This window comes from Aeromonas sp. s3 (genome assembly GCF_040907805.1).
Classification (GTDB): Bacteria; Pseudomonadota; Gammaproteobacteria; order Enterobacterales; family Aeromonadaceae; genus Aeromonas; species Aeromonas dhakensis.
The window spans coordinates 425,503-451,882 of the sequence record NZ_JBFOCQ010000006.1; the positions used below are offsets into that span (position 1 = coordinate 425,503).

Below are 26,380 nucleotides of genomic sequence, written 5' to 3' on the forward strand. Positions count from 1 at the left end.
GGCCGGTTAGCGACAAAATGTCCCACAGTTTATAAGGTCGGTGGGACAATCCCGGAACCTTGTCGAATCTGAGGTACTTTTTTCATGACTGCACCCGCCAGCCGCTGGTCCGCCCTCTCCTTGCTCATCGTCGACGATGAACCCGGCATGCGCAGCTTTCTCGCCAAGGCGCTGGCCCGCCGCTTCGCCCAGATAGAGACGGCCGCCAGCGTGGAGGAGGCCGAAGCCCTGCGCTGTCGCCTGCATTTTGATCTCATCATTGCCGACATCCGCCTGCCGGGGCGCTCCGGCATCGAGTGGCACGAGGCCATCGACCCCGCCACCCGGCGCAGCGACATCATCTTCATGACCGGTTTCGGCGACATGGAGACCGCCCTCAAGGCGCTGCGACTCGGTGCCAGCGACTTCATTCTCAAGCCCTTCAACCTGGATCAGATGGTGCAGGCGGTGGACAGGGTCATCGAGCGTCGCCAGATGGAGCGGGAGAACCTGCTGCTGCGCCGGGAGGTGAGCAAGCTGTTCCCGCCCACCCTGATCGGCGACAGCGCCAAGACCCGCGAGCTCAAGACGCTGATCGCCCGGGTCGCCCCCTCCAACGCCGCCGTGCTGGTGGAGGGGGAGTCCGGCACCGGCAAGGAGCTGGTGGCCCGCGCCCTGCACCAGCTCTCCGGCCGGATGGGGGCTTTCGTGCCGCTCAACTGCGCCTCCATCGCCCCCGAGCTTTTGGAGAGCGAGCTGTTCGGCCACGTGCAGGGGGCCTTTACCGGCGCCCGCAAGGGGCGCGACGGCCTGTTCCGGGTCGCCCACCAGGGCACCCTCTTTCTGGACGAGATCGGCGAGATGCCGCTCGCCATGCAGGCCTCCCTGCTGCGGGCGCTGGAGCAGAAGGCCATCCGCCCGGTGGGGGCCGAGCGGGAGCTTTCGGTGGATGTGCGCATCGTCGCCGCCACCAACCGCAACCTGAAGGCGGAGGTGGAGGCGGGCCGTTTTCGTGAAGACCTCTTCTATCGCCTCAACGTGGTGGCGCTGCCGGTGGCGCCCCTGCGCGAGCGCATCGACGACATCCCCGCCCTGGTGCACCACTTTACCCGCCAGCTCACCGCCGAGATGGGCATGGGCGCCCTGCACTGGACCCATGAAGATGTAGTAGCCATGCAGGCTTACCCCTGGCCCGGCAACGTGCGCGAGCTGCGTAACCTGATCGAGCGCTGCCTGCTGCTGGGCAAGCCGCCCGCCGAATACTGGCAGAGCGCCAAGCCGGCCGAGTCGGGACGGGGGGAGGAGGGCTATCCGCTAGAGTGGGCGCTGGCCGAGGTGGAGAAGGCCCACATCCTGCAGGTGGTGGCGAGCTTTGACGGCAACAAGTCGGCCGCCTCCCGGGTGCTCGGGGTGGCGCGCAAGACCCTGGAGCGCAAGTTCAAGGAGTGGGCCATCGAATGAGCCGGCTCACCCCTTGCCGCCGGAGTGAGCCGTGAGGCTGGCGCAGCTCCCGGGGCTGCTCAGAACCAAGGTGCGCTGGCGCCTGCTGCTGCTCACCTCGGTGCCCATCATGCTGACCCTGGCCGGCATGATAGGGCTCACCCTCTACTGGACCCTCACCTACAGCTGGCAGAACCTGCTCACCACGGTGCGCAGCGACCTTGGCGTCGCCCACCACGCGGTGAGCGTGCAGCAGCAGCGTCAGGCCGAGCACCTTGAGCACCTGCGCGATGCCTGGGCCTTCCAGCTGCAGCTGCGTGAATCCCCCGCCCGCTTGCGCCAGTGGGTGATGCCGCTCGCCGCCAACTACGGTCTCGACTTTTTGCGCCTGCGCAGCGGCAGCGAGCTGGATCAGCTGCCAGAGCAGGATCGCGCGGCCCTCGCCGCCGGGCGCAGCGTCAGCCACTTCGTGGTCTGGTCGCGGGAGCAACTGCTGGCGCTCTCGCCGGCGCTGGCCAGCCGCGCCGTGCTGGACAAAGAGCTGGAGCCGGGCGCTGGGCAGGAGACCCGCGGTCTGATCAGCCTCTCGCTGACCCCGGTGATGGGGCGGGACGGCAGCCTCTGGGGCGTGCTGGAGGGGGGCGAGCTTATCAACGGCAGCACCCGGCTGGTGGACGAGCTCAAGGGCCAGGTGTTCGCCAAGAACACCCTGCCGGCCGGCAGCATCGGCAGCGTCACCCTGTTTCTCGGCGATCTGCGGGTGAGCACCAACGTGCCCGCCAGCAGCAGCCAGCAGCTGGGGCGGGCGGTGGGCACCCGGGCCTCGGCGCCGGTGCGCGAACAGGTGCTGGGCCGCGGCGAGCCCTGGATTGACCGCGCCTTCGTGCACGACGCCTGGTATGTGTCGGGCTACGAGCCGCTGCTGGGCGCCAATGGCGAGCGCATCGGCATGCTCTACGTCGGCTTTCTCGAGTGGCCCATCGTTCGCACCTACCTCACCAATCTGCTGGAGCTGGGCTCCGGCGTGGTGCTGCTGTTACTGCTCTCGGGCCTGCTGGTCTATCGCGGCGCGCGGGACTTGTTCACCCCCATCGAGCGGATGCACAAGGTGGTGCGTCAGGTGCAGGCGGGTCGGCCGGCCCGCATCGGCGAGCTCTACCTCGACCCCGATCACGAGCTGGCCCAGCTCGGCCGCCAGTTCGATGCCATGCTGGATCGCCAGGCGGCGCACCGCCAGCAGCTGGCCCGCAGCGCCGACGAACTGGAGCAGAAGGTGGCCGAGCGTACCCAGAGCCTGGAGCAGAAGACCGCCGAGCTCGAGCACCACATCCATATGCTGACCCAGGCCCGCCAGCAGCTGCTGATCAGCGAGAAGCTGGCGGCCCTCGGCGAGCTCTGCGCCGGGGTGGCCCACGAGATCAACAACCCGCTCGCGGTGATCCTCGGCAACGTGGAGCTGATGAAGCTGGAGCTGGGGGAGGCGGCAGAGCCGGTGGGCGAAGAGCTGGCGCTGGTGCTGGCCCAGATCGAGCGCATTCGCGCCATCACCCGCAGCCTGCTGCAATATTCCCGCCCCGGCGACTACGAGACGGCGCCGGTGTGGCAGCACCTCACCCCCATCATCGAGGAGAGCCTGACCCTGGTGCGCTCCGCCCTGCGCCAGCAGCAGGTGAACCTGGTGGCTGATCTCAGGGCCCAGCAGCCCATCGAGGCGGATCGCCAGCAGCTGCTGCAGGTGCTGATCAACCTGTTGGTCAACGCCAGCCATGCGCTGGGGGAGCAGGGGGAGATCCGGGTCGAGAGCCGTGACTGGTTCGACGAGGCCGGCCAGTTGCAAGGGGCCGAGGTGCGGGTCATCGACAACGGCAGCGGCATCGAGGCGGCCATCATCGACAAGATCTTCGACCCCTTCTTCACCACCCGCGCCACCGGCACCGGGCTGGGGCTGGCCCTGAGCCACCGCATCATCAGCCGCTGGGGCGGGGAGCTGTTAGTAGATTCCACCCCGGGGCAGGGCAGCTGCTTTACCATCCGATTGCGCAGCCACGCCCGGCTGGCCAGCGGTGGCGAGCCAGCCCAGCTTGAAGGGTGGCGCATCGCCCTCAACGCCGAGGGGCGTGAGGCAAGCGTCGAGCCCCAGTCATGACGACATCATAAAAAGCCTACCGAACTTGAAGGGTGCGCATTGCCCTCAAGGGGGAGGGATGTGACTGTCGCAATTCAGAGTGAGGCACAAAAAAGCCCGCCAATAGTGGCGGGCTTTTTTACGGGCGAGTGAGGGGATACTTACTGCGGGCTCCACACCAGCTTGCCACTCTGGGTCAGGTCATAGCCGCCTAGGCGGGCCGCCAGCTCGCGCCCCTCGGGGGATTGCAGCCAGCCGATCAGCTGCTGCAGCAGGGTGCGAAAGAAGACCCCTTGCGGCATCACCAGATCGAAGCACTCCTGGGAGAGCGGCATAAAGTCGAGGCCAAACTCGGTGGCGGTGCTCTGGGCACCGGGCCCGACATCGGCATCGCCACGGCTGATGGCGGCGGCCAGCTCCCGCTCGCTGTTGACCTCGAGGGTGCGCTCCAGCCGGGTCAGCGACTCCCCCTGGGTTTGCAGCCACTCCTGCAGGGCGCGCTGGCTGCCGGCCCCCTCCTGGCGCATGGCCCAGCGCCAGTCGAGCGCCTGTCTCGCCTCTTTCGGTTGCAAGCCCCGGCGCAGCACCAGCCCCTGCACCCGCCGAAATCCATGAACGATCACCCATTGTCGGTGGCCCTGATACTGCTGCACCAGCGCGGGATGACGCAGGTGGGCCTCCTCGGCCTGGCCCCAGTGGATGGCGCACAGATCCACATGGCCGCGCGCCAGCATCGCCAGTCCCTGACGGGTGCCGCACGGGGTGTAACCCACCAGTGCCTGGGTGCCGAGCTGCTGGGCCAAACGGCTGCTGGCGTAGTGCAGCAGTACGTCGTCGGAGCCCGCCAGCAGCAGCCGGTCGTTCATCACCCCCTCGTGGCAGCTGCCGAGCAGCCAGCGATCGAGCAGGGAGCGGGGAAACAGCCACTTGCCGGTCGCCTTGGTGGCGGGGATGCGCGCCTCGTTGGCGAGCTGGTAGACCTTCTTCTCGTTGAGATCGAGGTATTCGGCCACCTGCTTCACGTTCATAAACTCGTTCATGGCTTGCGTTTGGCCCTCTGGCTGGTCTGATCGAGATACAGCGCGATCTGCTGGGTACTCATCAACTCGTTCATGATTTAATCCCGCATCCCGCGACCGGCCGAACTGGGCGCCAGCACCGGCGGCTTCTCGTCCAGCACCAGCTGGCCGTGGCCGCTGAAGACCTCGAAATGGCGCCCCTTGGCGCGGGCAATCATGGTGATGCCGAGCTGGCGGGCCAGATCCAGCCCCATCTGGGTGACGCCGGAGCGCGACAGCAGCACCGGAATGCCCATCTGCGCCACCTTGATCACCATCTCAGAGGTGAGCCGCCCGGTGGTGTAGAAGATCTTGTCGTGGCCACTTTCGCCGCGCATCCAGAGCTCGCCTGCCAGGGTATCCACCGCATTGTGGCGCCCTACGTCCTCGACAAAGGAGAGGATTTCGCTGCCGCGACAGATGGCGCAGCCATGCACGGCACCGGCCATCTTGTAGGTTTCGTTATGGGCCGACAGCGCTTTCAGCAGGGCGTAGAGGGTGCTCTGTTTAAGCTCGGGCGCCGCCAATACCACCCCTTCAAGCTTCTTCATCACGCTGCCATACATGGTGCCCTGACCGCAGCCGGAGGTGACGGTCTTCTTCTCCAAGGATTTGTCGAGATCGGCGGCCTGCTGGCTGCTCACCACGGCGGCGGCCTCGCTCTCCCAGTCGACGATCACCGACTCGATGGCCGAAATATCCTCGATAAAGCCCTGATTTTTGAGATAACCCAGTACCAGCGCCTCGGGGCGGGCCCCCAGCGTCATCAGGGTTACTATCTCCTTCCAGTTGAGGTAGACCGTCAGTGGCCGCTCACAGGCGATTTGGCGGGTTTGCAGCGTGCCCTGCTCATCCATCACCTCGACGGCCATGGTGAGCTGGGCGGCGGCATTGCTTTTGATAAAGGTCGGTGTCATGGGCCCCTCGCGACCGGTTGCCTGGATCTAAGGGGAGGGATACAGCAAGTTTTGTTCCATATTCATGTAGATATGAGCATAGAAAATGTCGGTGCCAAACAGTATTGATGCAGTGGGCGAAAGCTGGACATTATTTTGAATGTCATTAGTTTATTTGTTTGTTAGCATGATGGTAGTGTCATATTAATGATGTGCTTTTAAATGATATGGTGGTCTTATTTTAGGGGGATCGATTGATAACATTGATTTTTGGTGCTGGTGCAAGTTATGGTTCTGGTAGAACCATTCCATATAATCCTCCATTAGGAAATTATCTTTTTGACAATCTGGTGTCTTTAAACAGAGCATTTGCCGCATTACCACAAGATATTAAAGATGTTTTTATTGAGCGTGGCTTTGAAGAAGGCATGGCATACATAGCCAACGACAGCAGAAAGATAAATCCATTGCAAAAAGAAATTGCATGCTATCTTTCTAAATTTAAAATAACACCAGAGAATGCATATGCGAGACTTTTCAATAAGCTTCGTAGATATATGAGTGAGATTAATATTGTTACATTAAATTATGACACATTAATTGAGCAGGCTTTGGGGTTGACTGGTTATCCATCGGATTATAACTGCTCAGGTCAAGGGGTTAACGTATTAAAGCCTCATGGTTCATCAAACTTTCTACCTAGAATTCCAAACGGTTGTAGTTTTAGTGGTAATACCATGATCGGTTGTGGAACCTTCTTTGAAGGTTTGCAAACCGATGCTGTATCTACACATGAGGAAGTTGTGAGCTGGTGTGGTGATCCTAGAAATAGTGATCTGAGTCCTGTGCTCTCTCTATACGAAAAAGGGAAACGGGTAGTAATTAACTCGGCATTAATTAATAAAGTTAAAGAAGATTATAAGGGTGTTATCTCGACATCAGACCTAATAGTTTTAGTCGGTATAAAATATATCGAGCATGATTCTCATATTTGGCAGCCATTAGAGGAGTCTCATGCTGATTTATTAGTTGTAGATCCTTACCCTCAAGACACAAATGAATGGTTAAACAGAATAAAGAAAGACAGTGCAGAGGTCATCTGTAATGGTTTTGAGGATTCAGTGTTGGCTATTGCAAGAACAGTGAAAAGATATGTGATTTAATATGAGATCTTGAATATTGGGCTGAATCATAGGTTGGCGCTGAACGAAGTGAAGCCCAACGTTTACCGCGAGCAATTTCCAAAGGCAATAATCGGATAATTCGGCCTTATTTGATTATTGCCATCCCTACTGATTAGGCGCTGGCGGATTGGTGTTACGCCGCATGTTGGACTTCGCTGCGCTCTGCACCAACCTACGCTCAGCGCCAACCCATATCCCGCACAACGCGCCAACCTGCATTAAAGCCCCCATCAAAGCCCCCATCAACCACCAAATCTGCCTTGGCCCCACTCTTGCTAAGTCTTATCCCATTGATGGCCGTGGCTGCCCTGAATTTTCCGTCTTGGCCTTCCCCGACTGGGGCTAAGCAAGGGGGAGGGCGGCCCGGCAGAGACCTTCTGATGGGAGCCGTGACAGTGCAAGAGACAACCAAACCCCTCTCCCCGCAGCGCTGGCTGCAGCTGGAGTTAAATGCCATCGACAGCCAGGTGGGCCGCTGGCAGAGCCGCCGTTTCGAGATTGCGGCGCTCCATCCCGCCGAGCCTGAAGCTGCCGGCGCCTTGCCCCTTACCCTGTTTCGTGACGAACGGGGGGATTATCGCTTCAATCTGAGCTCCGGCTCGCCCCGTCTGTTTGTGACCGGAAGCCGCGTGGACAGTGGCTTTGTGGCCGATGGCCTCACCCTGAGCCAGACCGTGGCCGCCGCCTATATGGATGGTGAGCGGCAGGTACTCTCCTGCCCGCTGCCCGAAGCGCTGCAAGCCTGGGTGGAGGCCTTTATCGGCCGTCACGGCGAGCTGCTGGAGGCCCGTCGCAAGGGCAAGAAGGGCAAGGGACGGGCGCAGGATCAGCTCGGTGTCGACAGCCAGGATCAAGCCAGCTGCGGCGCCGTCAAGGCCACCGGCCCCGATGGCCGCAAGCATGGTCGCCACAGCGGAAACAGCGCCCATGAGTGAGTTCCTAAAGCGCTGGTCGTCTCGCAAGAGTGAGGCGCGCAAGCATCAGGCATTGCAGCCACGGCAAGAGGCCACCCCCGAGGTGATTGCGACCCCCATCGAAGGCAGTGGCGAAGGTGAAATGCCAGATACTGCGCTGGATAGCCCCGTAGTCAGCACTGACAAGGGGAGTGATGTTCCGCTCCCCATCGAAGGGGACAAGCCGCGCGGATCAGAGCCCAAAACGGCCCCTTCAGAGAAACCGGCTCTCCCCGACAAGAAGGCGCTGCGGGCCATGTTTCGCACTCACAAGCCAGATGGGCTCGACGACTACACCCAGGATTTCAGCCAGCCCGAATTGCTGCCCGCAGCCCTGAGCGCCGGGCTGCGCAACTGGCTGGTGGAGCAGGCGATGGCGCCGGATGGTGAAGCCCCTCACGTAACCGCTGCCGTACCCGAACCGGCGACGGTGGCCGCCACGGCCATAACCAGCGAGCCGCAAGGGCTGGCTGATAACCATTCTCAAACCCCCACCGACGATCGGGACATTTTGGTTGACCATGATGGACAAAATGTCCCAGTCAAGGATGGGGGAATGGAGCATTTGGGATCCTGACTCCCTGCCAGTCACTTTTTTCCTGGGGGAGTTGGCTCGGCTCTTGCTCTCCCAGCTGACCAACAAGCACGCCATCCCACGAGGTGGCGCGCACAGGAGTGCATGTGAGCATCGAACAACCCATAACGACATCCGTCGCAACTCTGACCGCCGATGGCGTGGCCGCGCGCAATGAACGTGCCCGCGCCCATGCCCTGCAGCATACGGTCAAGACCGACAACCTGATCCCGGCCACCGTCTCCTACCAGAGTCAGGGGCGCCTTCTGCTGGTCGGCCCGGAAGACAGCATTCGCCGCGCCGCCAGCCTGCTGCCAGACGGGGTGACGCCCATTCTGCTGGTGACCGAAGCGGTCCATGATGCCGAGGCGGCGGATCTCGAGGCCATCTTCGAGGTTACCGCCGCCCTGGATGCCCTGACCCTGCGCGAGCCGGGCCTGACCGGGTATCTCGGCCAGTTCCAGCTCACCGGCCTCAATGGGCAGGGGGAGCGTATTTCTCTGGCTGCGCTCTGTTTTCCACAACAAGCGACGGTCGGTAGCGAACCGCGTTTCGATCTGGTGGCTGATCTGGGCCGCGTCCCGCTGTTTGCGCTGGAGCGCCCGCCGGTGGGTTATCTGCATCTTGCCGATGACGCGGGCTTGGCCGAACGGCTTGCTGAGCTCTGTGCCCTCACCGGTATCTTCGACAAGCCACGCTATTTTCGCCTCGACACCGAGGCCTGCGCCTTTACCGCCCGCGGCGTGCCCGGTTGCAGCCGCTGCCTCGATGTCTGCCCGACCGATGCCCTCAAGCCCATCAATGGTCGCATCCAGATCGATCCCCATCTCTGTCAGGGCTTCGGCAGCTGCGCCTCGGCCTGTCCGACCGGGGCGATTGCCTATCACCAGCCCGATGCCAACACCAGCGGCGATTACCTCTTCCGATTGCTCAAGCACTACCGGGAGGCGGGGGGCGACGCGCCCCAGCTGCTGATCGCCGCTGATAACGAGCGCGAATGGGTGGAAGCCGAACTCACCCGCCTGCCCGCCAACTGGCTGCCGGTCTGGGTGGAGGAGAGCGCCAGCTTAGGCATCGAGAGCTGGCTGGCCGCCCTCGCCTATGGCGCCAGCGCGGTGCGCATCGCGCTGGGCGACGATGCCCCTGCCAGTGTGCGGGCATTGGTTGAGCGGGAGCTGGCGAGCGCCGCCGTGCTCTTGGCGGGCGCTGGGCTTGCTGCCGATCGCATCGCTCTGTTTGACACTGATGCTGGTGAGCCTGTTTCCGGCCAGCCAACCGTTGCCCTGCTGGACAAACCGCTCAAGGGGGAGAAGCGGGAGAACCTGTTCGCCGCCTTCGATGCCCTCTGGCAAGCCAACAATGGCGGCCGCGAGCCGCTGGCGGTGCCCCACGGCGCCCCTTACGGCAGCGTTGAATTGAAAGAAGCTGACTGCACCCTCTGCATGGGCTGCGTGGCGGTTTGCCCGAGCCGTGCCCTGCATGCGGTGGGGCACACGCCCGGTCTCAACTTTATCGAGCAGGACTGCATCCAGTGCGGCATGTGCGAAAAGGCGTGCCCCGAGCAGGCCATAGTGCTCACGCCCCGCCTGCAACCGGTGCCCGAGGCACGCCGCGCCGTGCAGAGCCTCAAAGCCGAAGAGGCGGCGTGCTGCATTCGTTGCTCCAAGCCGTTCGCGCCGGCCTCCCTTATCCGCCGCATCCAGCAAAAACTGGCCGGTCACTCCCACTTCCAGAACGAGGCCGCCCAGCGGCTGCTGATGTGCGAGGACTGCCGGGTCAAGGATGTGTTTGCGGCGCTGGCGGCGGATCCCGTCTCCCAGCTCAAGGTGTGAGGGGTCAGTGATGAGCGAACCACATAATGAAAAGGCTGGCGAACTGACCATGACCGAACTGGAACAGAGCAGCGCCGATCTCTACGCCCTGCTGGCGAGCCTCTGGCGCGCCGCCCCTCGTGGCGAACAGCTCGCCTGGCTACAAGGCTTGCAAGCCATGCCCGGCCCCTTTGCCAGAGGGTTGGGACTGGTGCAGCTGGCGGCCAGCAGCCATCACGAGCACGAGCTTGCCGAGGAGTATCAGGATCTCTTTATCGGGCTGGGGCGCGGGGAGATAGTGCCGTTTGCCTCCTGGTATCTCACCGGCTCATTGATGGAGCTGCCGCTGGCGGTACTGCGCGCTGATCTGCAGTCCCTCGGTTTTGAGCGCCAGAGCGGAGTGTGCGAGCCGGAAGATCACCTGGCCGCCCTCTGTGAGGTGATGGCGGTGTTGATTGCCGAGCAGCACCCGGATCGCAACCGCTTCTATGAGCGCCACCTTGCCCCCTGGGTACTCGCCTGCTGCAGCGATCAGCAACAGGCGAAAGGGGGCAGCTTTTACCGGGCAGTCGGGGCCCTTGCCGAAGATTTCTTCAAGCTGGAAAACGAATTGCGCCTGCCGTTTGGCGCCTGCGTGGTGCCGGGCTGAACGCCCCTATCTGTGCATAACACGCTGTGCATAACAAGTTCTGCGCATAACAAAACGAAAAGACGAGATATCCCATTGGACGCGAAGCTGGCGCGCAGGCGCCGGACATTACAAAAACAGAGGTCACAAGAATGAGCGATGAACAGCTGAAAGACCCGTCCCGCCGCAATCTGATCAAGGGAGTTGGCGTGGTCGCCACCATAGGCGTGCTGGCCGGTGCCACCGGCCGGGTGGTGGGCAAAGAGGTGCTGACCCACGACACCGAGCCTGACAAGGGCTATCGGGAGACCCCCCATGTTCACGACTTTTATCGCACCCTGCGCGGCACCGACTGAGCCGGATCAGTGAAGGAGAACTCATGAAACTGACGAAACGTGCCGAGCAGCCCCAGGCGGGCGAGCAGGGCAGCTTGCAAGGCGGCTTGCAAAATAATGGGGCCGCTCGCGGTCAGGGGCTGACACGTCGCGCCTTTATGGTCAATTCCGGTCTGGTGGCCGGCGGCGCCGTGGCCGCCGGCTGGCTGGCGCCAGCCATGATGCAGCGGGCCGAGGCCAAGACCGTGGCGGCCGGGGTGCCGGTCGAGGTGAAGCGCACCATCTGCTCCCACTGCTCGGTGGGCTGCGGCGTCTATGCCGAGGTGCAGAACGGCGTCTGGACCGGTCAGGAGCCGGCCTTCGATCACCCCTTCAACCTTGGCGGTCACTGTGCCAAGGGTGCAGCCCTGCGCGAGCACGGCCACGGCGAGCGTCGCCTCAAGTACCCGATGAAGCTGGTGGGCGGCAAGTGGCAGCGCATCAGCTGGGATCAGGCCATCGAAGAGGTGGGCAATGAGGTGCTGCGTCTTCGCAAGGAGTCCGGCCCCGACAGCGTCTACTGGCTCGGCTCCGCCAAGCACTCCAACGAGCAGGCCTACCTGTTTCGCAAGATGGCGTCCCTGTGGGGCACCAACAACGTGGATCACCAGGCGCGGATCTGCCACTCCACCACGGTGGCCGGGGTCGCCAACACCTGGGGTTACGGCGCCATGACCAACAGCCTGAACGACATGCACAACAGCAAGTCGATCATGTTCATCGGCTCCAACCCGGCGGAGGCCCACCCGGTCGCCATGCAGCACATCCTGCTGGCGAAAGAGCGCAACGGCTGCAAGATCCTGGTGGTCGACCCGCGTCGCACCCGCACCGCTGCCAAGGCGGACATGTATCTCTCCCTGCGTCCGGGCACCGACGTCGCCTTTATCTGGGGCATGCTCTGGCACATCTTCAAGAATGGCTGGGAAGACAAGGAGTTCATCCGCACTCGCGTCTTTGGCATGGACGAGGTGCAAAAAGAGGTGGCGCGCTGGACCCCGGCGGAAGTGGAGCGGGTGACAGGCCTCAGTGAAAAAGAGGTCTATGGCGCCGCCAAGCTGCTTTCAGACAATCGCCCCGGCTGCGTGGTCTGGTGCATGGGGGGGACCCAGCACACCACCGGCAACAACAACACCCGCGCTTACTGCATCCTCGAACTGGCTCTGGGCAACGTGGGCAAGAGCGGGGCGGGCACCAACATCTTCCGTGGTCACGACAATGTGCAGGGTGCCACCGACTTTGGCGTCACCTCAGACTCTCTGCCCGGTTACTACGGGCTGGAAGAGGGCTCCTGGAAGCACTGGGCCCGGGTGTGGGATGTGGATTACGAGTGGATCAAGGCCCGTTTTGACAACAAGGCCTACAACGGCAAGCTGCCGATGAACAACAACGGCATTCCGGTCTCCCGCTGGGTGGATGGTGTGCTGGAGAACGCCGATCTCATCGAGCAGGGTGCCAACATCCGCGCCATGTTCTACTGGGGCCATGCGGTCAACTCCCAGACCCGCGGCCCGGAGATGAAGAAGGCGATGCAAAAGCTCGACATGATGGTGATTGTCGACCCGTATCCCACCGTCGCCTCTGTGATGAACGATCGCACCGACGGCGTCTATCTGCTGCCGGCCACCACCCAGTTCGAGACCTATGGTTCCGTCACCGCCACCAACCGCTCCATGCAGTGGCGCGACAAGGTGGTCGAGCCGCTGTTCGAATCCAAGGTGGACCACGAGATCATGTATCTCTTGAGCAAGAAGCTCGGCTTTGCCGATGAGCTGTTCAAGCACATCAAGGTGGAGAACAACGAGCCGCTCTTGGAAGACATCACCCGCGAATACAACCGCGGCATGTGGAGCGTGGGCTACACCGGCCAGAGCCCGGAGCGGCTCAAGGCGCACCAGCAGAACTGGCACACCTTCCACAAGACCAACCTCAAGGCCGAAGGCGGCCCGGTCAGCGGCGAAGTGTATGGTCTACCCTGGCCCTGCTGGGGCACCCCTGAGATGAAACATCCCGGCAGCCACATCCTCTACGACACCAGCATTCCGGTATCGGAAGGGGGCGGCGGTTTCCGCGCCCGCTTCGGCATCGAGTATCAGGGCGTCTCGCTGCTCGCCGAAGACTCCTGGCCGAAAGGGAGCGAGGTGGAAGACGGCTATCCCGAGATCACTGCCGACCTGATGAAACAGCTTGGCTGGTGGGATGAGCTGACCGAGGCCGAGAAGAAAGAGGCCGAGGGCAAGAACTGGAAGACCGATCTCTCCGGCGGCATCCAGCGGGTCGCCATCAAGCACGGCTTCGTCCCCTACGGTAACGCCAAGGCGCGCTGCGTAGTGTGGACCTTCCCGGATCAGGTGCCCAAGCACCGCGAGCCGCTCTACACCCCGCGCCGGGATCTGCTGGCCGACTACGCCACCTGGCCTGATTCGAAGAGCCTGTGGCGCCTGCCGACCCAGTACGCCTCGGTGCAGGAGAAGGATGTCAGCAAGGAGTTCCCGATCATCCTCACCTCCGGCCGTCTGGTGGAGTACGAGGGGGGCGGCGACGAGACCCGCTCCAACCCCTGGCTCGCCGAGCTGCAGCAGGAGATGTTCGTCGAGATGAACCCGGCGGATGCCAACGACGTTGGTGTGCGCGACGGTCAGGATGTGTGGGTCGAGGGGCCGGAAGGGGGCCGGGTCAAGGTGAAGGCGCTGGTGACCCCGCGGGTCAAACCTGGGCTCGCCTTTATGCCGTTCCACTTCGGCGGCCACTTCGAGGGCCAGGATCTGCGAGCCAAATATCCGGAAGGGTCTGACCCCTATGTGCTGGGGGAGTCGGTCAACATAGTCACCACCTATGGTTATGACCCGGTCACCCAGATGCAGGAGACCAAGGTCACCCTGTGCCGTTTTCGCAAAGTAGGAGCCTGATCCCATGGCCAGAATGAAATTCATGTGTGACACCAAGCGCTGCATCGAGTGCAACGGCTGTGTGACGGCGTGCAAGAACGAGAACGACGATGCCCTCGAGTGGGGCATCCAGCGTCGCCGGGTGGTAACCCTCAACGACGGCCTGCCGGGGGAGACCTCCATCTCGGTCGCCTGCATGCACTGCACCGACGCCCCCTGCATGGCGGTCTGCCCGGCCGACTGCTTCTATCACACCGACGACGGCATCGTGCTGCACAACAAGGATCTCTGTATCGGTTGCGGCTACTGCCTGTTTGCCTGCCCGTTCGGGGCGCCCCAGTTCCCGAAGACCGCTGCCTTTGGCGATCGGGGCAAGATGGACAAGTGCACCTTCTGCGCCGGTGGCCCGGAAGAGGATCACAGCGAAGCGGAGCGCCAGAAGTACGGCGCCAACCGCATTGCCGAGGGCAAGCTGCCCATGTGTGCCGAGCTCTGCTCCACCAAGGCGCTGCTGGCGGGGGATGCGCAGGTCATCTCCGACATCTTCCGCGAGCGGGTGGCCTATCGCGGCGCCCCTCACGCGGGCTGGGGCGGGGATGAGCAGGATCTGTTCCACGACGCCAGCCAACCCCGCGATGGCAGAGGCAAGGGGCTCAAGCCTGGCAAGCAGGAGGGTGGCCAATGAGACACTGGCTGACAGGGCTGCTGACAGCCTTGCTGCTGTTCAGTGCACCTGGCTTTGCCGATGCCCAGAAGGAGACGATCGGCTTTGCCGGCGCCGATTATTGGCGGGCGGTGAAGGATGGGCAGGAGGGGGTGACTACCTCCCGCTCGCCGGAGCACGGGGTGCTTATCTCGGTGCCGGGCCAGCTCTGGTTCGAGGTGAAGACCAAGTGGGTGTCGCCGCTCGGTGCCATCGCTATCTTCGGGTCGCTCGCCATGTGCGGTCTGATGTATCTGGTGGTGGGGCCGACCAAGCTCTCCAAACCGCGCACCGGGCGCAAGCTCAAGCGCTGGAGTCGGCTGGATCGGGCGCTGCACTGGACCACGGCGGCCATGTTCCTGACCCTCTCCGGGTCGGGGCTGGCCATCATCTACGGCAAGTACTTCATCAAGCCGGTGGTGAGCCTCGGGGTGTGGGAGAACTGGATCTGGTTCGCCAAGGTGTTCCACAACTACGTGGGGCCGCTCTTCTTCCTCTGCCTGATGGGGGTGCTCATCAAGTGGTTCCGCCACAACATCGTCAACATGGTGGATGTGCAGTGGTTCATGAAGGCGGGCGGCATGCTGGGACCCCACAAGGGGAGTCACCCCTCGGCGGGCTTCTCCAACGGCGGCGAGAAGGCGATCTTCTGGCTGCTCATCTGGTTTGGCGGCATTGTGGTGGCGACCGGGCTGTTCCTCGACTTCCCCATCTTCGGCCAGCTGCGCCGCCAGATGGAGTGGGCCAGCTTTATCCACATAGTCGGCGCCTTGATCCTTATCTGCGGTTTTATCTTCCATATCTACATGGGCCTGTTCCAACTGGAAGGGGCGCTGGAGGGGATGGTGACTGGCGAGGTGGACGAGACCTGGGCCAAGGAGCACCACGACCTCTGGTATGAAGAGGTGAAGCACCAGCTCGACGAGCCTAAAACGGGCAAGTCCGGCTGAGATTGACCAAGATATCAAAATGAAAGAGAAGGGGCGCTGCGGCGCCCCTTTGTTATGCCTGCTGCTCAGCGCCGCTGCAGTGGCAGCATGGCCGACGGGAATGGTCTGAATGAGGCCGAAGTCCGTCCTGCCACGGTTTTTGGCCGCAGGGTATGCCCAAGCTCACAAAATGAAACGACCAAACGTCATATGATTGATTTCATTATGAGTCTTGCTCTCCTGCCGAACGGCAATTTCACGTAAATCAAAGAGAATGACTATGGCTACCGGACAATATCTGCTGTGGAAAGATGCACAGGGACAAGATTTTCGCCCCGTTGCACTGACTGGCACCGATCTGCTCAACGATCGCAACCTCAACAAGGGTACCGCCTTCACCGAACAGGAACGCGCCGACTTCGAGCTCGACGGCCTGTTGCCTCCCCAGGTTCAAACGTTTGAAGCCCAGCTTGAGCGGGTTTATCAGGGCTTTTTGAGCGCCTGCAGCGACATCGAGAAGTATCAGAACCTGCGGGCATTGCAGGATCGCAACGAGACTCTGTTCTACGCCCTGCTGGCGCGCCACGTGGAGGAGATGACCCCCTACATCTATACCCCGACCGTGGGCAAGGCGTGCCAGGAGTTCAGCCACCGCTTCCAGAAGCCGCGCGGCCTCTACATCACCCCGAAGAACGTCGAGGACATGGGCTCCCTGGCCCGTCATCTCGATGCCAAGTCGGTGCGCATCATAGTCGTGACCGACAGCCAGGGGATCCTGGGGATCGGTGACCAGGGGGTGGGCGGCATGGGCATCCCCATCGGCAAGCTCTCCCTCTATACCCTGGGTGCCGGCATCCATCCCGCCTGCTGCCTGCCCATCGCGCTGGACGTGGGCACCGACAACCAGGCGCTGCTGGATGACCCCATGTATCTGGGTCAGCCCCACAAGCGCATTCGCGGCAAGGAGTACGACGACTTCATCGACAAGTTCGTGGCCGGGGTCAAGCGCCACTTCCCGAACGCCGTGCTGCAGTGGGAGGACTTCAGCAAGTCCAACGCCTTCAACAACCTCTCCCGCTATCAGCAGTCGCTGCCGTCGTTCAACGACGACATCCAGGGGACTGGGGCCGTGGTGCTGGCGGGCATCATAGGGGCGGTCAAGGTCAAGGGCGAGACCCTGGGCCAGCAGAACTACCTGGTCTATGGTGCCGGTGCCGGCGGGGTCGGGGTGGCGGATCAGATCTGTGCGGGCATGATCCGCGAAGGGCTGGACCCCCAGGCGGCCCGCGATCGCATCTACATCCTGGATACCCAGGGGCTGGTGTGCGACAACCGCGAGGGGCTCGACGAATACAAGCGCCGCTATGCCAAGCCGGGCCTGTTGCTGTCGGGCTGGGACACCGAAGTGCCCGGCAAGGCCAACCTGACCGACGTGCTGCGCCACGTGCCCATCACGGTACTGCTGGGCACCAGCGGTGCGGGTGGCGCCTTCAAGGAGCAGCATATCCAGCAGATGCTCAACCACTGCGCGCGCCCCATGGTGTTCCCGCTCTCCAACCCGACCGCCAACTGCGAGGCGCTGCCGGAGGACATCTATCGCTGGAGCCAGGGCAAGGCCATCGTTGCCACCGGCAGCCCGTTCAAGGATGTGCACTACGAGGGGCAGGAGTTCCGGGTCGGCCAGGGCAACAACGTCTTCATCTTCCCGGGGGTGGGGCTGGCAGCCATCGTCAGTCAGATCCGCGAGATAAGCCCCGACATCTTCACCACCGCGGCCTTTGCGCTGGCGGAGTGCGTGAGCGAGGTGGACCTGGCGAAGGGGGCCGTCTATCCGCGCATTCGCGAGCTGCGCAGCATCTCAGTGCATGTAGCGACGGCGGTGCTCAAGGACATAGTGCGGCGGGATCCCTCCCACCCGCTGATCGGCCAGGATCTGCAGCAGCACATCCTCAACCACATGTGGGAGCCGGTCTATCTGCCCTACCGCCGGGTATGACGGGCGTAAGCTTGCACTTGCAATAGTTGCAATAGAAGAGGGGTGGCCATGGCCACCCCTCTTTGTTTTGTCACCTGAGCGGTCAGCTATCTTGTCAGCCGCGTAGCGGCAGCCAGTGCCCCGCCTTGCTGCGGCAGGCGGTGTCCTGCCACTGCTGGCTGGCCTGACCTATGTAGAGCTGCTCGCGATAGTCGCGACACCAGAGACCGTTGGGATGGCGAAAGGTGCGCAGCGGCGTGACGCTGCCCGAGTGGCGGCTGGCGGGGTTGAACCAGGTGAAACTCTGACCCTTGGGACGGGTTTGCAGCGCCTCGGCCAGGGCCTGGTTGGCGAGCGCCACGTCCTGCTTGTCCATCTGGTGGTAGAGCGGGGCGGCGCTTTGGCTGGCACAGGCGGACAGCCAAAGCGCCAGGCAGATCAGCAGATAACGGCTCATGGTTGCTCCTTGCTGTTGAACCCTTGCTGGATCAGGGCCTGCTCCTGTGCATCGGTCAGGGTCTGGTCGCGATCGTCGACCGTGCCGTCGCCCCGGATCTCGTTGCCATTGGCATCGACGGCGTCCATGCCGTTGTCGTCGACCGTGCCATCACCCCGGATATCGTTGCCGTTGGCATCGACGGCATCAACCCCCTTGTCATCGACCGTGCCATCACCCCGGATCTCGTTGCCATTGGCATCGACGGCATCCACTCCGTTGTCATCGAGGCCATTGCCCAGGCCTCGTCCACCACCGTGACGATCGCCGCCGGCGTGGCGCTCCCCGCCGCCATGCTGTTCACCACCGGCATGGCGATCCCCTCCGGCATGTTGTTCGCCGCCGGCGTGCTCCCCACCGCCGTTGTCGTCACTGCCATGGCTGCCACCATCGCTGTCACTGTCACTGTCGCTGTCACTGCCACCACCGCCACTGTTGCTGCCGCCGTCGCTGTCACTGCCACCTCCACCGCTGCTGCTTCCACCTCCACTGCTACTACCGCCGCCACCACTGCTGCTTCCACCACCACTGCTGCTTCCACCACCACTGTCACCCCCACCGCTATTGCCGTCGCCATCCTTGTTGTGAACGATCAGCCCATTGGCGATATAGCTGTGGTTGCCATCCAGGATCAGGTTGAACAGTGCCGTGGTGGGTGGGGCATCAATCCAGCAGAGGGACTCCAGCAGCAGCAGGGCAGGCTGCGGAGCCAGCGCCAGGTTGCCAGCGCAGCCGTGCTCCGACCAGCCCAGCAGGTGCATGCCGGTAAAGAGCGGCAGCACGGCGAGGGTCGGGTTTTCGGTGCGGGTCATGGCCGGTGCGATGGCCGCCCAGCCCCGGGTGGTCAGGAAGGGGTGCTCGGCGGTGAAGAAGGGAGCCAGCCGGTTGAGCCCGTAGAGCCGGCGCGCTCCCAGCAGCACCCGCTCGACCGCGAGGATGAGGTTGCTGCAGCCATATTGATCCCGCACCCGTTCACCGGCCTGCAGGGTCTCGATGGGACGCTCCTTCCCGTCGGCCATCAGGATGCGGGTGCCGGTCACGAAACAGGACTTGGCATAGGCCTGATTCACCTGCCACTGATGGTGGCTGAAGTCATAGCTCAGCGGGGTGGCAAACAGGGCCAGGGCGATGGCCGAACCCACCAGCAGTCGGCGCTGGCTGGGCTTGAAAGCGGGCAGTGACATGGGGGACTCCTTGTCCGGCTGGGTTCACGTCATCAAGTATAGGGTGGGCTGATGGAGGGGCAGGGGAGCCATTGACAAACAAAACAGCATGGAAAAACGATTGGCGCCGGCCATAAAAGTGCGTAAAATCGCTTCCTCGATGCTTGTAGCAACGAATCCCGCCTAAAAAGCCAGTTTCATGCCCTCCCCAAGCAGTAAGAGGCAACAAATGAAGCCGAATGGCTCATTCAGTGCCTTGAAAAAGTCTTGTGATAACTGAAAAGTGTCAATTATCCCTGTCAGTTATCAAAAAATTAAGGACATCCATGTTTTCCTTAGTCAAGCAAAGCGTCGCCGGGCTGCAAATCCTGTTTGTCGCCTTCGGTGCCATGGTGCTGGTGCCCCTGCTCACCGGACTGAACCCCTCCATGGCCCTGCTTGGCGCCGGTGTAGGCACCCTGCTGTTCCAGCTTTGCACCCGTCGCCAGGTCCCGATTTTCCTCGGTTCCAGCTTTGCCTTCATCGCCCCCATCATTTACGCCACCCAGACCTGGGGCCTGCCCTCCACCATGTTCGGTCTGTTTGCCGCCGGTTTCATGTACTTCATCCTGGCCGCGCTCATTCGCGCCCGCGGCATGGGCTTTGTGCACAAGCTGCTGCCGCCTGTGGTGATCGGCCCGGTGATCATGGTGATCGGCCTGTCGGTGGCCCAGGTGGCCTGCAACATGGCCATGGGCCGTGCCGGCGGTGAGCAGGTGATGCCTGCCTCGACGGCGCTGACCCTGGCTGGCATCTCGCTGGCGGTCACCCTGATTGCGGCGGTGTTCTGCAAGGGCTGGATCAAGCTCATCCCCATCCTGTGTGGTGTGATTGCGGGCTATGTCACTGCCGTGCTGATGGGTCAGGTGAGTTTCGACGGCATGGTCAACGCCCCCTGGCTGGCGCTGCCCCACTTCGTGACCCCGGAGATCAACTGGGCTGCGGCGCTGTTCATGCTGCCGGTAGCCATTGCCCCCTGTATCGAACACATCGGTGGCGTGCTGGCCATCGGTGGCGTGACTGGCAAGGATTACACCAAGAATCCGGGGCTGCACCGTACCCTGGCCGGTGACGGCATCGGCGTCTGCTTCGCCGGCTTCATCGGTGGCCCTCCCGTCACCACCTATGCCGAAGTGACCGGCGCCGTGATGATCACCCGCAACTTCAACCCGGTCACCATGACCTGGGCCGCGGTGTTCGCCATCATTCTGGCCTTCTTCGGCAAGTTCAACGCCCTGCTCACCTCCATCCCGATGCCGGTGATGGGCGGCATCATGCTGCTGCTATTCGGATCCATCGCCGCCATCGGTCTCAAGACCCTGGTGGAGTCCAAGGTGGATCTGGGACTGTCGCGCAACATCGCCATCGTGGCCGTGACCCTGACCGTGGGTGTCGGCGCGCTGGAGATGAAGATCGGTGACTTCGCCCTGGCGGGCGTGGGTCTGGCCTCGGTGGCCGCCATCCTGCTCAACCTCATCCTGCCCCAGCACTCCGAAGAGGGTGCCATGGAGAGTGCCAAGGATTGAGTCAACGGACGGCGTATCCCTGTCTTGCAGAGGCCACCTCAGGGTGGCCTCTCTCTTTTCCGCCATCTGACACATTGCTGGGCCGGCGGAGGCTTAGTGTGTATAAAGTCAATAGCTTGCTCGCCGGCAGGCGTTGTCGTCCGAGAGTATCCGCCAGCCTCAAAATAGGGGTTGATTGAAGCCTGTATGGCCAGGGCGCCATTTGACGGATCCCTGTTCCTGACCTTTGCTAAAGGTCAGGTTTGACACTGTGCTGTGCGGATCAGTATGAAAAAAGAGGCGTTTATGCCCCCCATCATGGGATGCCTCTTCCTCTCTTCTTATGATGCTGTTCTGGCCGTTGCACCCTGTTAAACCACCCCATCTGCTTGCCGCCGACATGACGAAGGCGCGGCAAACCGTGCAAGCCGGCACGATCCGGTAAGGGTCGTAAGGGTCCGCACATCGACTGGTGCGGACATTGAGGGACGAGCTGTGAGCAAAGTGAGGTTGCAATGAAATATCAACTGTTGTGGAAAAGCGCCCTGTTCTCGGCCTCTTCGGTGCTGGCGCTGGGAGCCGTACAGGCGGCACCCTTGAACGTGATGACCGAGGATTATCCGCCGTTCAACATGCAGGGGGAGGGGGGCAAGATAGTCGGCCTCTCCACGGAGGTAGTGGAGGAGCTGTTCAAGCGGGCCGGGGTCGAATACAAGCTGAGCATGATGCCCTGGAAGCGTGCCTACGAAGATACCCTCAGCACGCCCAATACCGCCCTGTACTCCACCACGCGCACGCCGGAGCGGGAAAACCTCTTCAAGTGGGTCGGGCCGCTGGTCAACAACAACTGGGTTTTCTTTGCCAATCCATCTTCCACCATCACGGTCAACTCCTTGGAAGATGCGAAGCAGTATTCGGTTGGGGGCTACAACGGTGATGCTGCTGCCGAATATCTCAAGGCGCAAGGGTTTGGCAAGCTGCAGCTGGCGGCCAACGATACCGCCAACGTGAAGAAACTGGAGGCTGGTCGCATCGATCTCTGGGCGACCGGGGAGTACCTGGCCCCCTATCTGGCCGCCCAGGAGAAGACGTCCAGTCCCAAGCCGGTGTTTGTGTTCAAGGAAACCCAGATGAGCCTGGCTTTCAACAAGGAAGCCCCGGATGAGCTCATCAACAAGCTCAACGAGATCCTGGCCGCCATGAAGGCGGATGGCACCATCGACAAGATCAATGCCAAGTACCATTAAGTTGTAACAAGACGTCGTTGCCGATATCGGGAGGGAACCATGGGTTGGAATAGTCTGACGTTCAGGATTGCCGTGCTGACCTCCCTGTCGGTGAGTCTGCTGCTGGTGTTGTTTGGTGGATATAACTACAACGCCGCCAGGGAGGAGAGCTATCGCAGACAGGCCGAGATGGTGGAGCAGGCCATCAGCCGGTTGCAGCTCTCCTTGCCTGGTCCGCTGTGGAATTACGAATCGGCTTTTGTCGAGGCATCCCTCAAATCCGAGCTGGCCACCGATGCGCTTAGCAGCCTGCTGGTGGTCAACAAGGACAAGCTGGTTGCGGGGTTTGTCCGTGATGATGCCGGTGAAATTCAGGTAGTGGCAAAGCTGCCCGCCGATCTGGGCAGCCACGCCAGCCATGAGCTGGTCTACGACGACAACGGCCAGCTCAAGACGGTGGCCAATCTGCTGGTGGTCAGCAGTGATCGGGCCATTTTGATCCAGTTGCGCCATCTGCTCATCACCACCGTCTGGCAGATAGTGGTGCTGGACGTCGGCATCATTCTGTTGCTGATGGTCTTGATCCATCGCAATGTGCTGCGCCCCTTGCGGCAGATGAACTCCGCAGTCTTCGACCTGGCCCAGGGAGATGGGGATCTGACCCAGCGCCTCAAGATCCGCCGGCATGACGAGATGGGGGCGCTGGCTGGCAACATCAATCAATTCATTGCCAAGCTGCAAGGGACAGTGTCGGAGATAAACACCCTGTCGGCAGGCGTCTTGCAGACGGCGGAGCTGTGCGATTCGCTGGCGACCGATACCCGGCATGGCAGCGCCGAACAGCAGTCAGAGCTGGATCAGGTCGCGACCGCCATCACCCAGATGAGTCATGCGGTACAGGAAGTGGCGGGCAATGCGGTCAAGACATCCGGTGCGACCGATGAAGCCAGCCTCTATGTGGAGCAGGGTTACAAGCTGGCCGGCCAGGCCAATGAAGCCATTCATCAGCTGGTCGGCGAGGTGGAGCGGGTCGCCAACCTGATCCGCTCCTTGTCGAGCGAGAGCAGCAGCATCGGCAACATCATCGAAGTGATCAACGGCATTGCCGAACAGACCAACCTGCTGGCCCTCAATGCCGCCATTGAAGCGGCCAGAGCCGGGGATCAGGGGCGCGGGTTTGCCGTGGTGGCCGATGAGGTGAGAACGCTGTCCGGCCGTACACGCCAGTCGACCGAGGAGATCAGTGCCAGTATCGCGCGCTTGCAGCAGGCGACCCACAATCTGGTTTCTGGTATGCAGCAAAGTCAGGACAAGGCCTCCCAGGCGGGGGCGCAAGCCGCCGACGTGCAGCTCTCGGTAGAGAAGATAAAGACCCAGGTCGGCCTTATCCGTGAAATGAACATGTATATCGCCCAGGCCTCGGAAGAGCAGCACTCGGTGGCGGAAGAGGTCAGCAACAGCGTCAATCGCATTGCCGGGCTCAACAACGACAGTGCGGCGCGGGTGGGGCAGGTAGCCGATGCCAGCAGTGATTTGCGCCAGCTGTCGGCTCAGTTGGACAGCCTGCTCAAACAGTTCAGGGTGTGAACGCCGGGCGTCAGCGAGCTGGCCGTCAAGGCAGAGGAGTGGATGATGGGAATAACCAAGATGCTTGTCCTGTTCTGGGCTCTGTGGGCAGGAGGATTGCAGGCCGGGTCCGTCAGGTATCAGGTCGAAGGGCGGACGTTCGAAGGTTATCATCTGGCGGGGGCCAGTCAGCAGTCAACCCTGGTGCTGCTGGTCCATGACTGGGATGGGTTGACCGGGTATGAAATGAAGCGTGCCGACATGCTGGCGGCCTTGGGTTACCGGGTGTTTGCCGCCGATCTGTTCGGCGTTGGTGTGAGACCCACTGAGGTGGAGGATAAAAAGCGGCTGACAGGGGCGCTATACCAGGACAGGGCGAGCATGCGGGCCCTGCTCGCCGGGGCGCTGGCCGAGGCCACGAGGTTGGGAGGCAAACCGGAAAAGGTTGTTGCGCTCGGTTACTGTTTCGGAGGGGCCGCCGTGCTGGAGCTGGCCCGCAGCGGGGCGGATCTGCACGGTACAGTGAGCGTGCATGGCGGGTTGGAGACGCCGCCAGGCCAGAACTACCAACGGGTCAGGGGACGTGTGCTGATACAGCATGGCAGTGCTGACGAGGCGGTCAGCCTGGGGCAGTTTGCCGCCTTGATCGGCGAGCTGGAGAGCGCCGGCATCAGCCATGAAGCGACCAGTTACAGCGGTGCCCCTCACGCATTCAGTGTGTTTGGATCAGACAGGTACCACGCCGAAGCCGATGCCCTTGCCTGGCAACGCCTGGTCGGTTTTCTGGCAGAGATCTCCGCAAAGTAACCCTGGGCGCTGGTTTGCAAGCCATGGCATTGCCATGGCTTTTTGCTGTCTGTTGATCATGGCTGATGGCGTGCCAGTACGAGCACCCACATGGCCCCGTCCCCTACGTGATAGCGTGCCAGCAGGGTCAGGGTGCCGCTGACCGGGTCGATGCGATGCACCGCCAGCTGGTGGGAAGCCTGCCCGGCCGCCAGCAGCCAGCGACCGCTCTGATCGATGGCAAAACCGCGGGGCATGGTCTCGGTCGGGAAGTGGCCGACCACGCCGAGCTCGCCATCCGGTGCGATGGCGAACTGGGTCAGCAGGCTGCTTGCCCGCTCGCTGCTGTAGAGAAAACGCCCGTCGGGTGTCACGTGCAGGTCCGCCCCCCAGCGCTCCCCCTGATAACCGGCTGGCAGCATGGAGAGGCTCTGACAGAGCCGGATCCCGCCATCGGCGGTGGGTCGGTAGCGGTTGATGGTGCAGTCGAGCTCGTTGAGGCAATAGAGGTCGCCATTGCTCGGGTGCAGCGTCAGATGGCGCGGCCCGGCGCCGCTGGCGGTCACCAGATCCCCCAGCGGATGGGGGCGCAGCCGCCCCTCCTTGCAGAGCAGAAAGCGGCGGATGCAATCCTCCTTGAGGCAGGCGACCAGCACTTCCTGCTCGCCCTGTTTATTTGCACGCAGCAGGGTGACCGAATGGGCGGCCTGCAAGCCGTCGAGCTGCTGGTGGGGGGGCTCTGCCCGGCCGTCGGCGCCGATGGCGGAGAGGGTAACCTGATTGAAGGCATAGGAGGCCGCCAGCAGGAAGCGGCCGTCGGCCGAGATGGCGGTGTGGGAGGCGCTGCCCGCCAGCGGTGCCGATCCCTGCGTTTCCAGCCGGCCATCGGCCTCGATGCGATAGCTGATCAGGGCGAAATCGGGGCGCACGGCGGCATGGAGCCAGCGCCCGTTCGGGCTGATCACCAGCGGTTGGACCTGGCCCGGGGTGTCGACCACCTGCAATGGCGTGAGCTCCCCAGTAGCGGCCAGGGCAAACACGTGGATCTGCTGGCTGGCGGGGCTCGCCACATAAACGACCTGCTGCATCTGTTTCTCACTCCTTGTCATGGGCAACCGCAGGCCATCTTATCCTCTTTCGCGCCCGGCTGGACCTACTCTTTTGCCCGGCCCGGGCAGACCACCTGGCGGGCCTTGAGGTGGTAGAGCTCCACCAGCGGGTGGCTGAAAAAGCCCACTTCCCACGGGTTCTTCTGCACGAAGGCGGCGCGGATAGGTTCGAACAGCGGGTGATCCTGCGGGATCTGGTAAGCATCGGCGGCGATGATGGTGTAGTTCCACTCGATGGCGCGGGTGTAGGTGAACACCGCCCGCGAGTCGATGGCGAAGTGGCAGCGGCCGTCGCGCTTGAGCAACTGCGACTTGAAGGTCTCGGGGAAGGTGATGAAGAAGATGTCGTCCTCATCGGAGGAGAGAAACGCCAGTACCGTGGTGTGGGGCTGTGACTGGGCCCGGGTCACCAGCACCCCGATCTTGTTCTCAACCTCACGCAAGTCAGGCACCGGCAGGCCGGTGAGCGGGGTGACGGGCAGCTCGTTAGCGGGGCGTTCATCGGCCGGATGTTGATAGCCCGGCTGGGCGAAGCCGTAGACCACCCGGTTGCCGTACCAGAGCTCGAACTGCAGCGGGGTGACCTGCACCCTGTCCGGAGCGGTGCGGGCGATCACCCCCTTGTAGGAGACGCGATAGACGCTCAAGGAGGCGTCGTACTCGTCGACCCCGGTGCGGTTGTCCAGATGCAGGGTGATCTTCTCCCCCACCGTCAGCTGGTGCCCCTTGGGGAAAGTCAGCAGCAGCTCGTCGTCTGGCTGGATCTCGACCCCGCAGATGTAGACGCCGGTCTCCTTGCTGGCGGGGTCGACATAGGTGGCGGCCACCCCGAGCAGGGGAGAGCCGAGAAAAGAGAGCAGAGAGGGTTGGGAACTCATGGCGCACCTTGGCAAATGTGGGGGATCGGCTCCTCAGTGTATCGCGGCCGACCGGGATTGGCAGGCCCCTCATCCGGGGAGGCAAGCGTTTCAGGCTA

22 protein-coding genes are annotated in these 26,380 nt (G+C 62.4%); 16 read left to right on the top strand and 6 right to left on the bottom strand.

Annotation, left to right across the window (positions count from 1 at the left end; genetic code table 11):
- Nucleotides 1–84 precede the first annotated feature (84 nt).
- Nucleotides 85–1,440 (top strand): sigma-54 dependent transcriptional regulator, encoded by a 1,356-nt coding sequence (locus AB5Y98_RS02655; RefSeq protein ID WP_201882624.1) that lies wholly within the window; start codon nt 85–87, stop codon nt 1,438–1,440.
- A gap of 31 nt (nt 1,441–1,471) precedes the next feature.
- The gene (locus tag AB5Y98_RS02660; protein ID WP_368231268.1) at nt 1,472–3,565 is read left to right on the top strand and encodes a cache domain-containing protein; all 2,094 of its coding nucleotides are present in this window, start codon (nt 1,472–1,474) and stop codon (nt 3,563–3,565) included.
- Between the two features lie 140 nt (nt 3,566–3,705).
- Here AB5Y98_RS02660 and AB5Y98_RS02665 read toward each other — a convergent pair whose 3' ends face one another.
- Nucleotides 3,706–4,572 carry a helix-turn-helix transcriptional regulator gene (locus AB5Y98_RS02665; RefSeq protein ID WP_029299489.1) on the bottom strand — a complete coding sequence of 289 codons (867 nt, stop codon included), beginning with the start codon at nt 4,570–4,572 and terminating at the stop codon, nt 3,706–3,708.
- Nucleotides 4,573–4,661: 89 nt separating this feature from the next.
- Nucleotides 4,662–5,519, bottom strand: coding sequence for a formate dehydrogenase accessory sulfurtransferase FdhD (locus AB5Y98_RS02670; RefSeq protein WP_279451360.1), 858 nt, complete (start codon nt 5,517–5,519; stop codon nt 4,662–4,664).
- 233 nt (nt 5,520–5,752) lie between these two features.
- Here AB5Y98_RS02670 and AB5Y98_RS02675 point away from each other — a divergent pair, with 233 nt between their 5' ends.
- From AB5Y98_RS02675 to AB5Y98_RS02720, 10 genes are all read left to right on the top strand, one after another.
- Nucleotides 5,753–6,661 carry a hypothetical protein gene (locus AB5Y98_RS02675; protein ID WP_081050928.1) on the top strand — a complete coding sequence of 303 codons (909 nt, stop codon included), beginning with the start codon at nt 5,753–5,755 and terminating at the stop codon, nt 6,659–6,661.
- A 401-nt stretch (nt 6,662–7,062) separates the two neighbouring features.
- Nucleotides 7,063–7,617, top strand: a complete 555-nt coding sequence (locus AB5Y98_RS02680) for a DUF3305 domain-containing protein (RefSeq protein WP_368231269.1) — start codon at nt 7,063–7,065, stop codon at nt 7,615–7,617.
- Nucleotides 7,610–8,212, top strand: coding sequence for a DUF3306 domain-containing protein (locus AB5Y98_RS02685; RefSeq protein WP_368231270.1), 603 nt, complete (start codon nt 7,610–7,612; stop codon nt 8,210–8,212). The genes AB5Y98_RS02680 and AB5Y98_RS02685 overlap by 8 nt, the downstream gene beginning before the upstream one ends.
- A gap of 104 nt (nt 8,213–8,316) precedes the next feature.
- Nucleotides 8,317–10,041: a 4Fe-4S binding protein gene (locus tag AB5Y98_RS02690; RefSeq protein WP_368231271.1), complete on the top strand. Its 1,725-nt coding sequence runs from the start codon at nt 8,317–8,319 to the stop codon at nt 10,039–10,041.
- 10 nt (nt 10,042–10,051) lie between these two features.
- Complete coding sequence (locus AB5Y98_RS02695) at nt 10,052–10,669, top strand: molecular chaperone (RefSeq protein ID WP_368231272.1); 618 nt, start codon at nt 10,052–10,054, stop codon at nt 10,667–10,669.
- Between the two features lie 131 nt (nt 10,670–10,800).
- Nucleotides 10,801–11,004 carry a transcriptional initiation protein Tat gene (locus AB5Y98_RS02700; RefSeq protein ID WP_005303194.1) on the top strand — a complete coding sequence of 68 codons (204 nt, stop codon included), beginning with the start codon at nt 10,801–10,803 and terminating at the stop codon, nt 11,002–11,004.
- Nucleotides 11,005–11,027: 23 nt separating this feature from the next.
- Nucleotides 11,028–13,928: a formate dehydrogenase subunit alpha gene (locus AB5Y98_RS02705; RefSeq protein WP_368231273.1), complete on the top strand. Its 2,901-nt coding sequence runs from the start codon at nt 11,028–11,030 to the stop codon at nt 13,926–13,928.
- A gap of 4 nt (nt 13,929–13,932) precedes the next feature.
- Nucleotides 13,933–14,592: a formate dehydrogenase FDH3 subunit beta gene (gene fdh3B, locus AB5Y98_RS02710; RefSeq protein WP_005303185.1), complete on the top strand. Its 660-nt coding sequence runs from the start codon at nt 13,933–13,935 to the stop codon at nt 14,590–14,592.
- A complete protein-coding gene (locus AB5Y98_RS02715) occupies nt 14,589–15,560 on the top strand; it encodes a formate dehydrogenase subunit gamma (protein ID WP_368231274.1) in 972 nt (323 codons plus the stop codon). The genes fdh3B and AB5Y98_RS02715 overlap by 4 nt, the downstream gene beginning before the upstream one ends.
- 259 nt (nt 15,561–15,819) lie before the next feature.
- Nucleotides 15,820–17,535 carry an NAD-dependent malic enzyme gene (locus AB5Y98_RS02720; RefSeq protein WP_368231275.1) on the top strand — a complete coding sequence of 572 codons (1,716 nt, stop codon included), beginning with the start codon at nt 15,820–15,822 and terminating at the stop codon, nt 17,533–17,535.
- Between the two features lie 94 nt (nt 17,536–17,629).
- Here the strand turns inward: AB5Y98_RS02720 and AB5Y98_RS02725 are convergent, their stop codons facing one another.
- Together AB5Y98_RS02725 and AB5Y98_RS02730 are read right to left on the bottom strand one after the other, a co-directional pair.
- On the bottom strand, nt 17,630–17,971 hold the full coding sequence (locus tag AB5Y98_RS02725) for an RT0821/Lpp0805 family surface protein (protein WP_368231276.1): 342 nt from the start codon (nt 17,969–17,971) through the stop codon (nt 17,630–17,632).
- Nucleotides 17,968–19,194, bottom strand: coding sequence for a hypothetical protein (locus AB5Y98_RS02730; protein ID WP_368231277.1), 1,227 nt, complete (start codon nt 19,192–19,194; stop codon nt 17,968–17,970). The genes AB5Y98_RS02725 and AB5Y98_RS02730 overlap by 4 nt, the downstream gene beginning before the upstream one ends.
- A 305-nt stretch (nt 19,195–19,499) precedes the next feature.
- On the opposite strand from AB5Y98_RS02730, the gene AB5Y98_RS02735 reads away from it, so the two are divergent.
- The 4 genes from AB5Y98_RS02735 to AB5Y98_RS02750 all read left to right on the top strand — a co-directional run bounded on the left by AB5Y98_RS02735 (nt 19,500) and on the right by AB5Y98_RS02750 (nt 24,316).
- Nucleotides 19,500–20,738, top strand: coding sequence for a uracil-xanthine permease family protein (locus AB5Y98_RS02735; RefSeq protein ID WP_192897091.1), 1,239 nt, complete (start codon nt 19,500–19,502; stop codon nt 20,736–20,738).
- Nucleotides 20,739–21,232: 494 nt separating this feature from the next.
- Entirely contained in the window at nt 21,233–21,964 is a 732-nt protein-coding gene (locus AB5Y98_RS02740) for an ABC transporter substrate-binding protein (RefSeq protein WP_017781973.1), read from the top strand.
- A gap of 39 nt (nt 21,965–22,003) precedes the next feature.
- On the top strand, nt 22,004–23,530 hold the full coding sequence (locus tag AB5Y98_RS02745) for a methyl-accepting chemotaxis protein (RefSeq protein ID WP_005303170.1): 1,527 nt from the start codon (nt 22,004–22,006) through the stop codon (nt 23,528–23,530).
- Nucleotides 23,531–23,575: 45 nt separating this feature from the next.
- Nucleotides 23,576–24,316, top strand: coding sequence for a dienelactone hydrolase family protein (locus tag AB5Y98_RS02750; protein ID WP_368231398.1), 741 nt, complete (start codon nt 23,576–23,578; stop codon nt 24,314–24,316).
- Between the two features lie 56 nt (nt 24,317–24,372).
- Here the strand turns inward: AB5Y98_RS02750 and AB5Y98_RS02755 are convergent, their stop codons facing one another.
- Complete coding sequence (locus tag AB5Y98_RS02755) at nt 24,373–25,383, bottom strand: beta-propeller fold lactonase family protein (RefSeq protein ID WP_368231278.1); 1,011 nt, start codon at nt 25,381–25,383, stop codon at nt 24,373–24,375.
- Between the two features lie 65 nt (nt 25,384–25,448).
- The gene (locus AB5Y98_RS02760) at nt 25,449–26,282 is read right to left on the bottom strand and encodes a hypothetical protein (protein ID WP_368231279.1); all 834 of its coding nucleotides are present in this window, start codon (nt 26,280–26,282) and stop codon (nt 25,449–25,451) included.
- Nucleotides 26,283–26,380: the final 98 nt, after the last annotated feature.

What these genes read in the sequence shown, in the direction of transcription:
- AB5Y98_RS02655 (WP_201882624.1), top strand. Translation starts at nt 85, where the DNA reads ATGACTGCACCCGCCAGCCGCTGGTCCGCCCTCTCCTTGCTCATCGTC.
- AB5Y98_RS02665 (WP_029299489.1), bottom strand. Translation starts at nt 4,572, where the DNA reads ATGAACGTGAAGCAGGTGGCCGAATACCTCGATCTCAACGAGAAGAAG.
- AB5Y98_RS02670 (WP_279451360.1), bottom strand. Translation starts at nt 5,519, where the DNA reads ATGACACCGACCTTTATCAAAAGCAATGCCGCCGCCCAGCTCACCATG.
- AB5Y98_RS02680 (WP_368231269.1), top strand. Translation starts at nt 7,063, where the DNA reads ATGGGAGCCGTGACAGTGCAAGAGACAACCAAACCCCTCTCCCCGCAG.
- AB5Y98_RS02685 (WP_368231270.1), top strand. Translation starts at nt 7,610, where the DNA reads ATGAGTGAGTTCCTAAAGCGCTGGTCGTCTCGCAAGAGTGAGGCGCGC.
- AB5Y98_RS02695 (WP_368231272.1), top strand. Translation starts at nt 10,052, where the DNA reads ATGAGCGAACCACATAATGAAAAGGCTGGCGAACTGACCATGACCGAA.
- AB5Y98_RS02700 (WP_005303194.1), top strand. Translation starts at nt 10,801, where the DNA reads ATGAGCGATGAACAGCTGAAAGACCCGTCCCGCCGCAATCTGATCAAG.
- AB5Y98_RS02705 (WP_368231273.1), top strand. Translation starts at nt 11,028, where the DNA reads ATGAAACTGACGAAACGTGCCGAGCAGCCCCAGGCGGGCGAGCAGGGC.
- fdh3B (WP_005303185.1), top strand. Translation starts at nt 13,933, where the DNA reads ATGGCCAGAATGAAATTCATGTGTGACACCAAGCGCTGCATCGAGTGC.
- AB5Y98_RS02715 (WP_368231274.1), top strand. Translation starts at nt 14,589, where the DNA reads ATGAGACACTGGCTGACAGGGCTGCTGACAGCCTTGCTGCTGTTCAGT.
- AB5Y98_RS02720 (WP_368231275.1), top strand. Translation starts at nt 15,820, where the DNA reads ATGGCTACCGGACAATATCTGCTGTGGAAAGATGCACAGGGACAAGAT.
- AB5Y98_RS02725 (WP_368231276.1), bottom strand. Translation starts at nt 17,971, where the DNA reads ATGAGCCGTTATCTGCTGATCTGCCTGGCGCTTTGGCTGTCCGCCTGT.
- AB5Y98_RS02730 (WP_368231277.1), bottom strand. Translation starts at nt 19,194, where the DNA reads ATGTCACTGCCCGCTTTCAAGCCCAGCCAGCGCCGACTGCTGGTGGGT.
- AB5Y98_RS02735 (WP_192897091.1), top strand. Translation starts at nt 19,500, where the DNA reads ATGTTTTCCTTAGTCAAGCAAAGCGTCGCCGGGCTGCAAATCCTGTTT.
- AB5Y98_RS02740 (WP_017781973.1), top strand. Translation starts at nt 21,233, where the DNA reads ATGAAATATCAACTGTTGTGGAAAAGCGCCCTGTTCTCGGCCTCTTCG.
- AB5Y98_RS02745 (WP_005303170.1), top strand. Translation starts at nt 22,004, where the DNA reads ATGGGTTGGAATAGTCTGACGTTCAGGATTGCCGTGCTGACCTCCCTG.
- AB5Y98_RS02750 (WP_368231398.1), top strand. Translation starts at nt 23,576, where the DNA reads ATGGGAATAACCAAGATGCTTGTCCTGTTCTGGGCTCTGTGGGCAGGA.
- AB5Y98_RS02755 (WP_368231278.1), bottom strand. Translation starts at nt 25,383, where the DNA reads ATGCAGCAGGTCGTTTATGTGGCGAGCCCCGCCAGCCAGCAGATCCAC.
- AB5Y98_RS02760 (WP_368231279.1), bottom strand. Translation starts at nt 26,282, where the DNA reads ATGAGTTCCCAACCCTCTCTGCTCTCTTTTCTCGGCTCTCCCCTGCTC.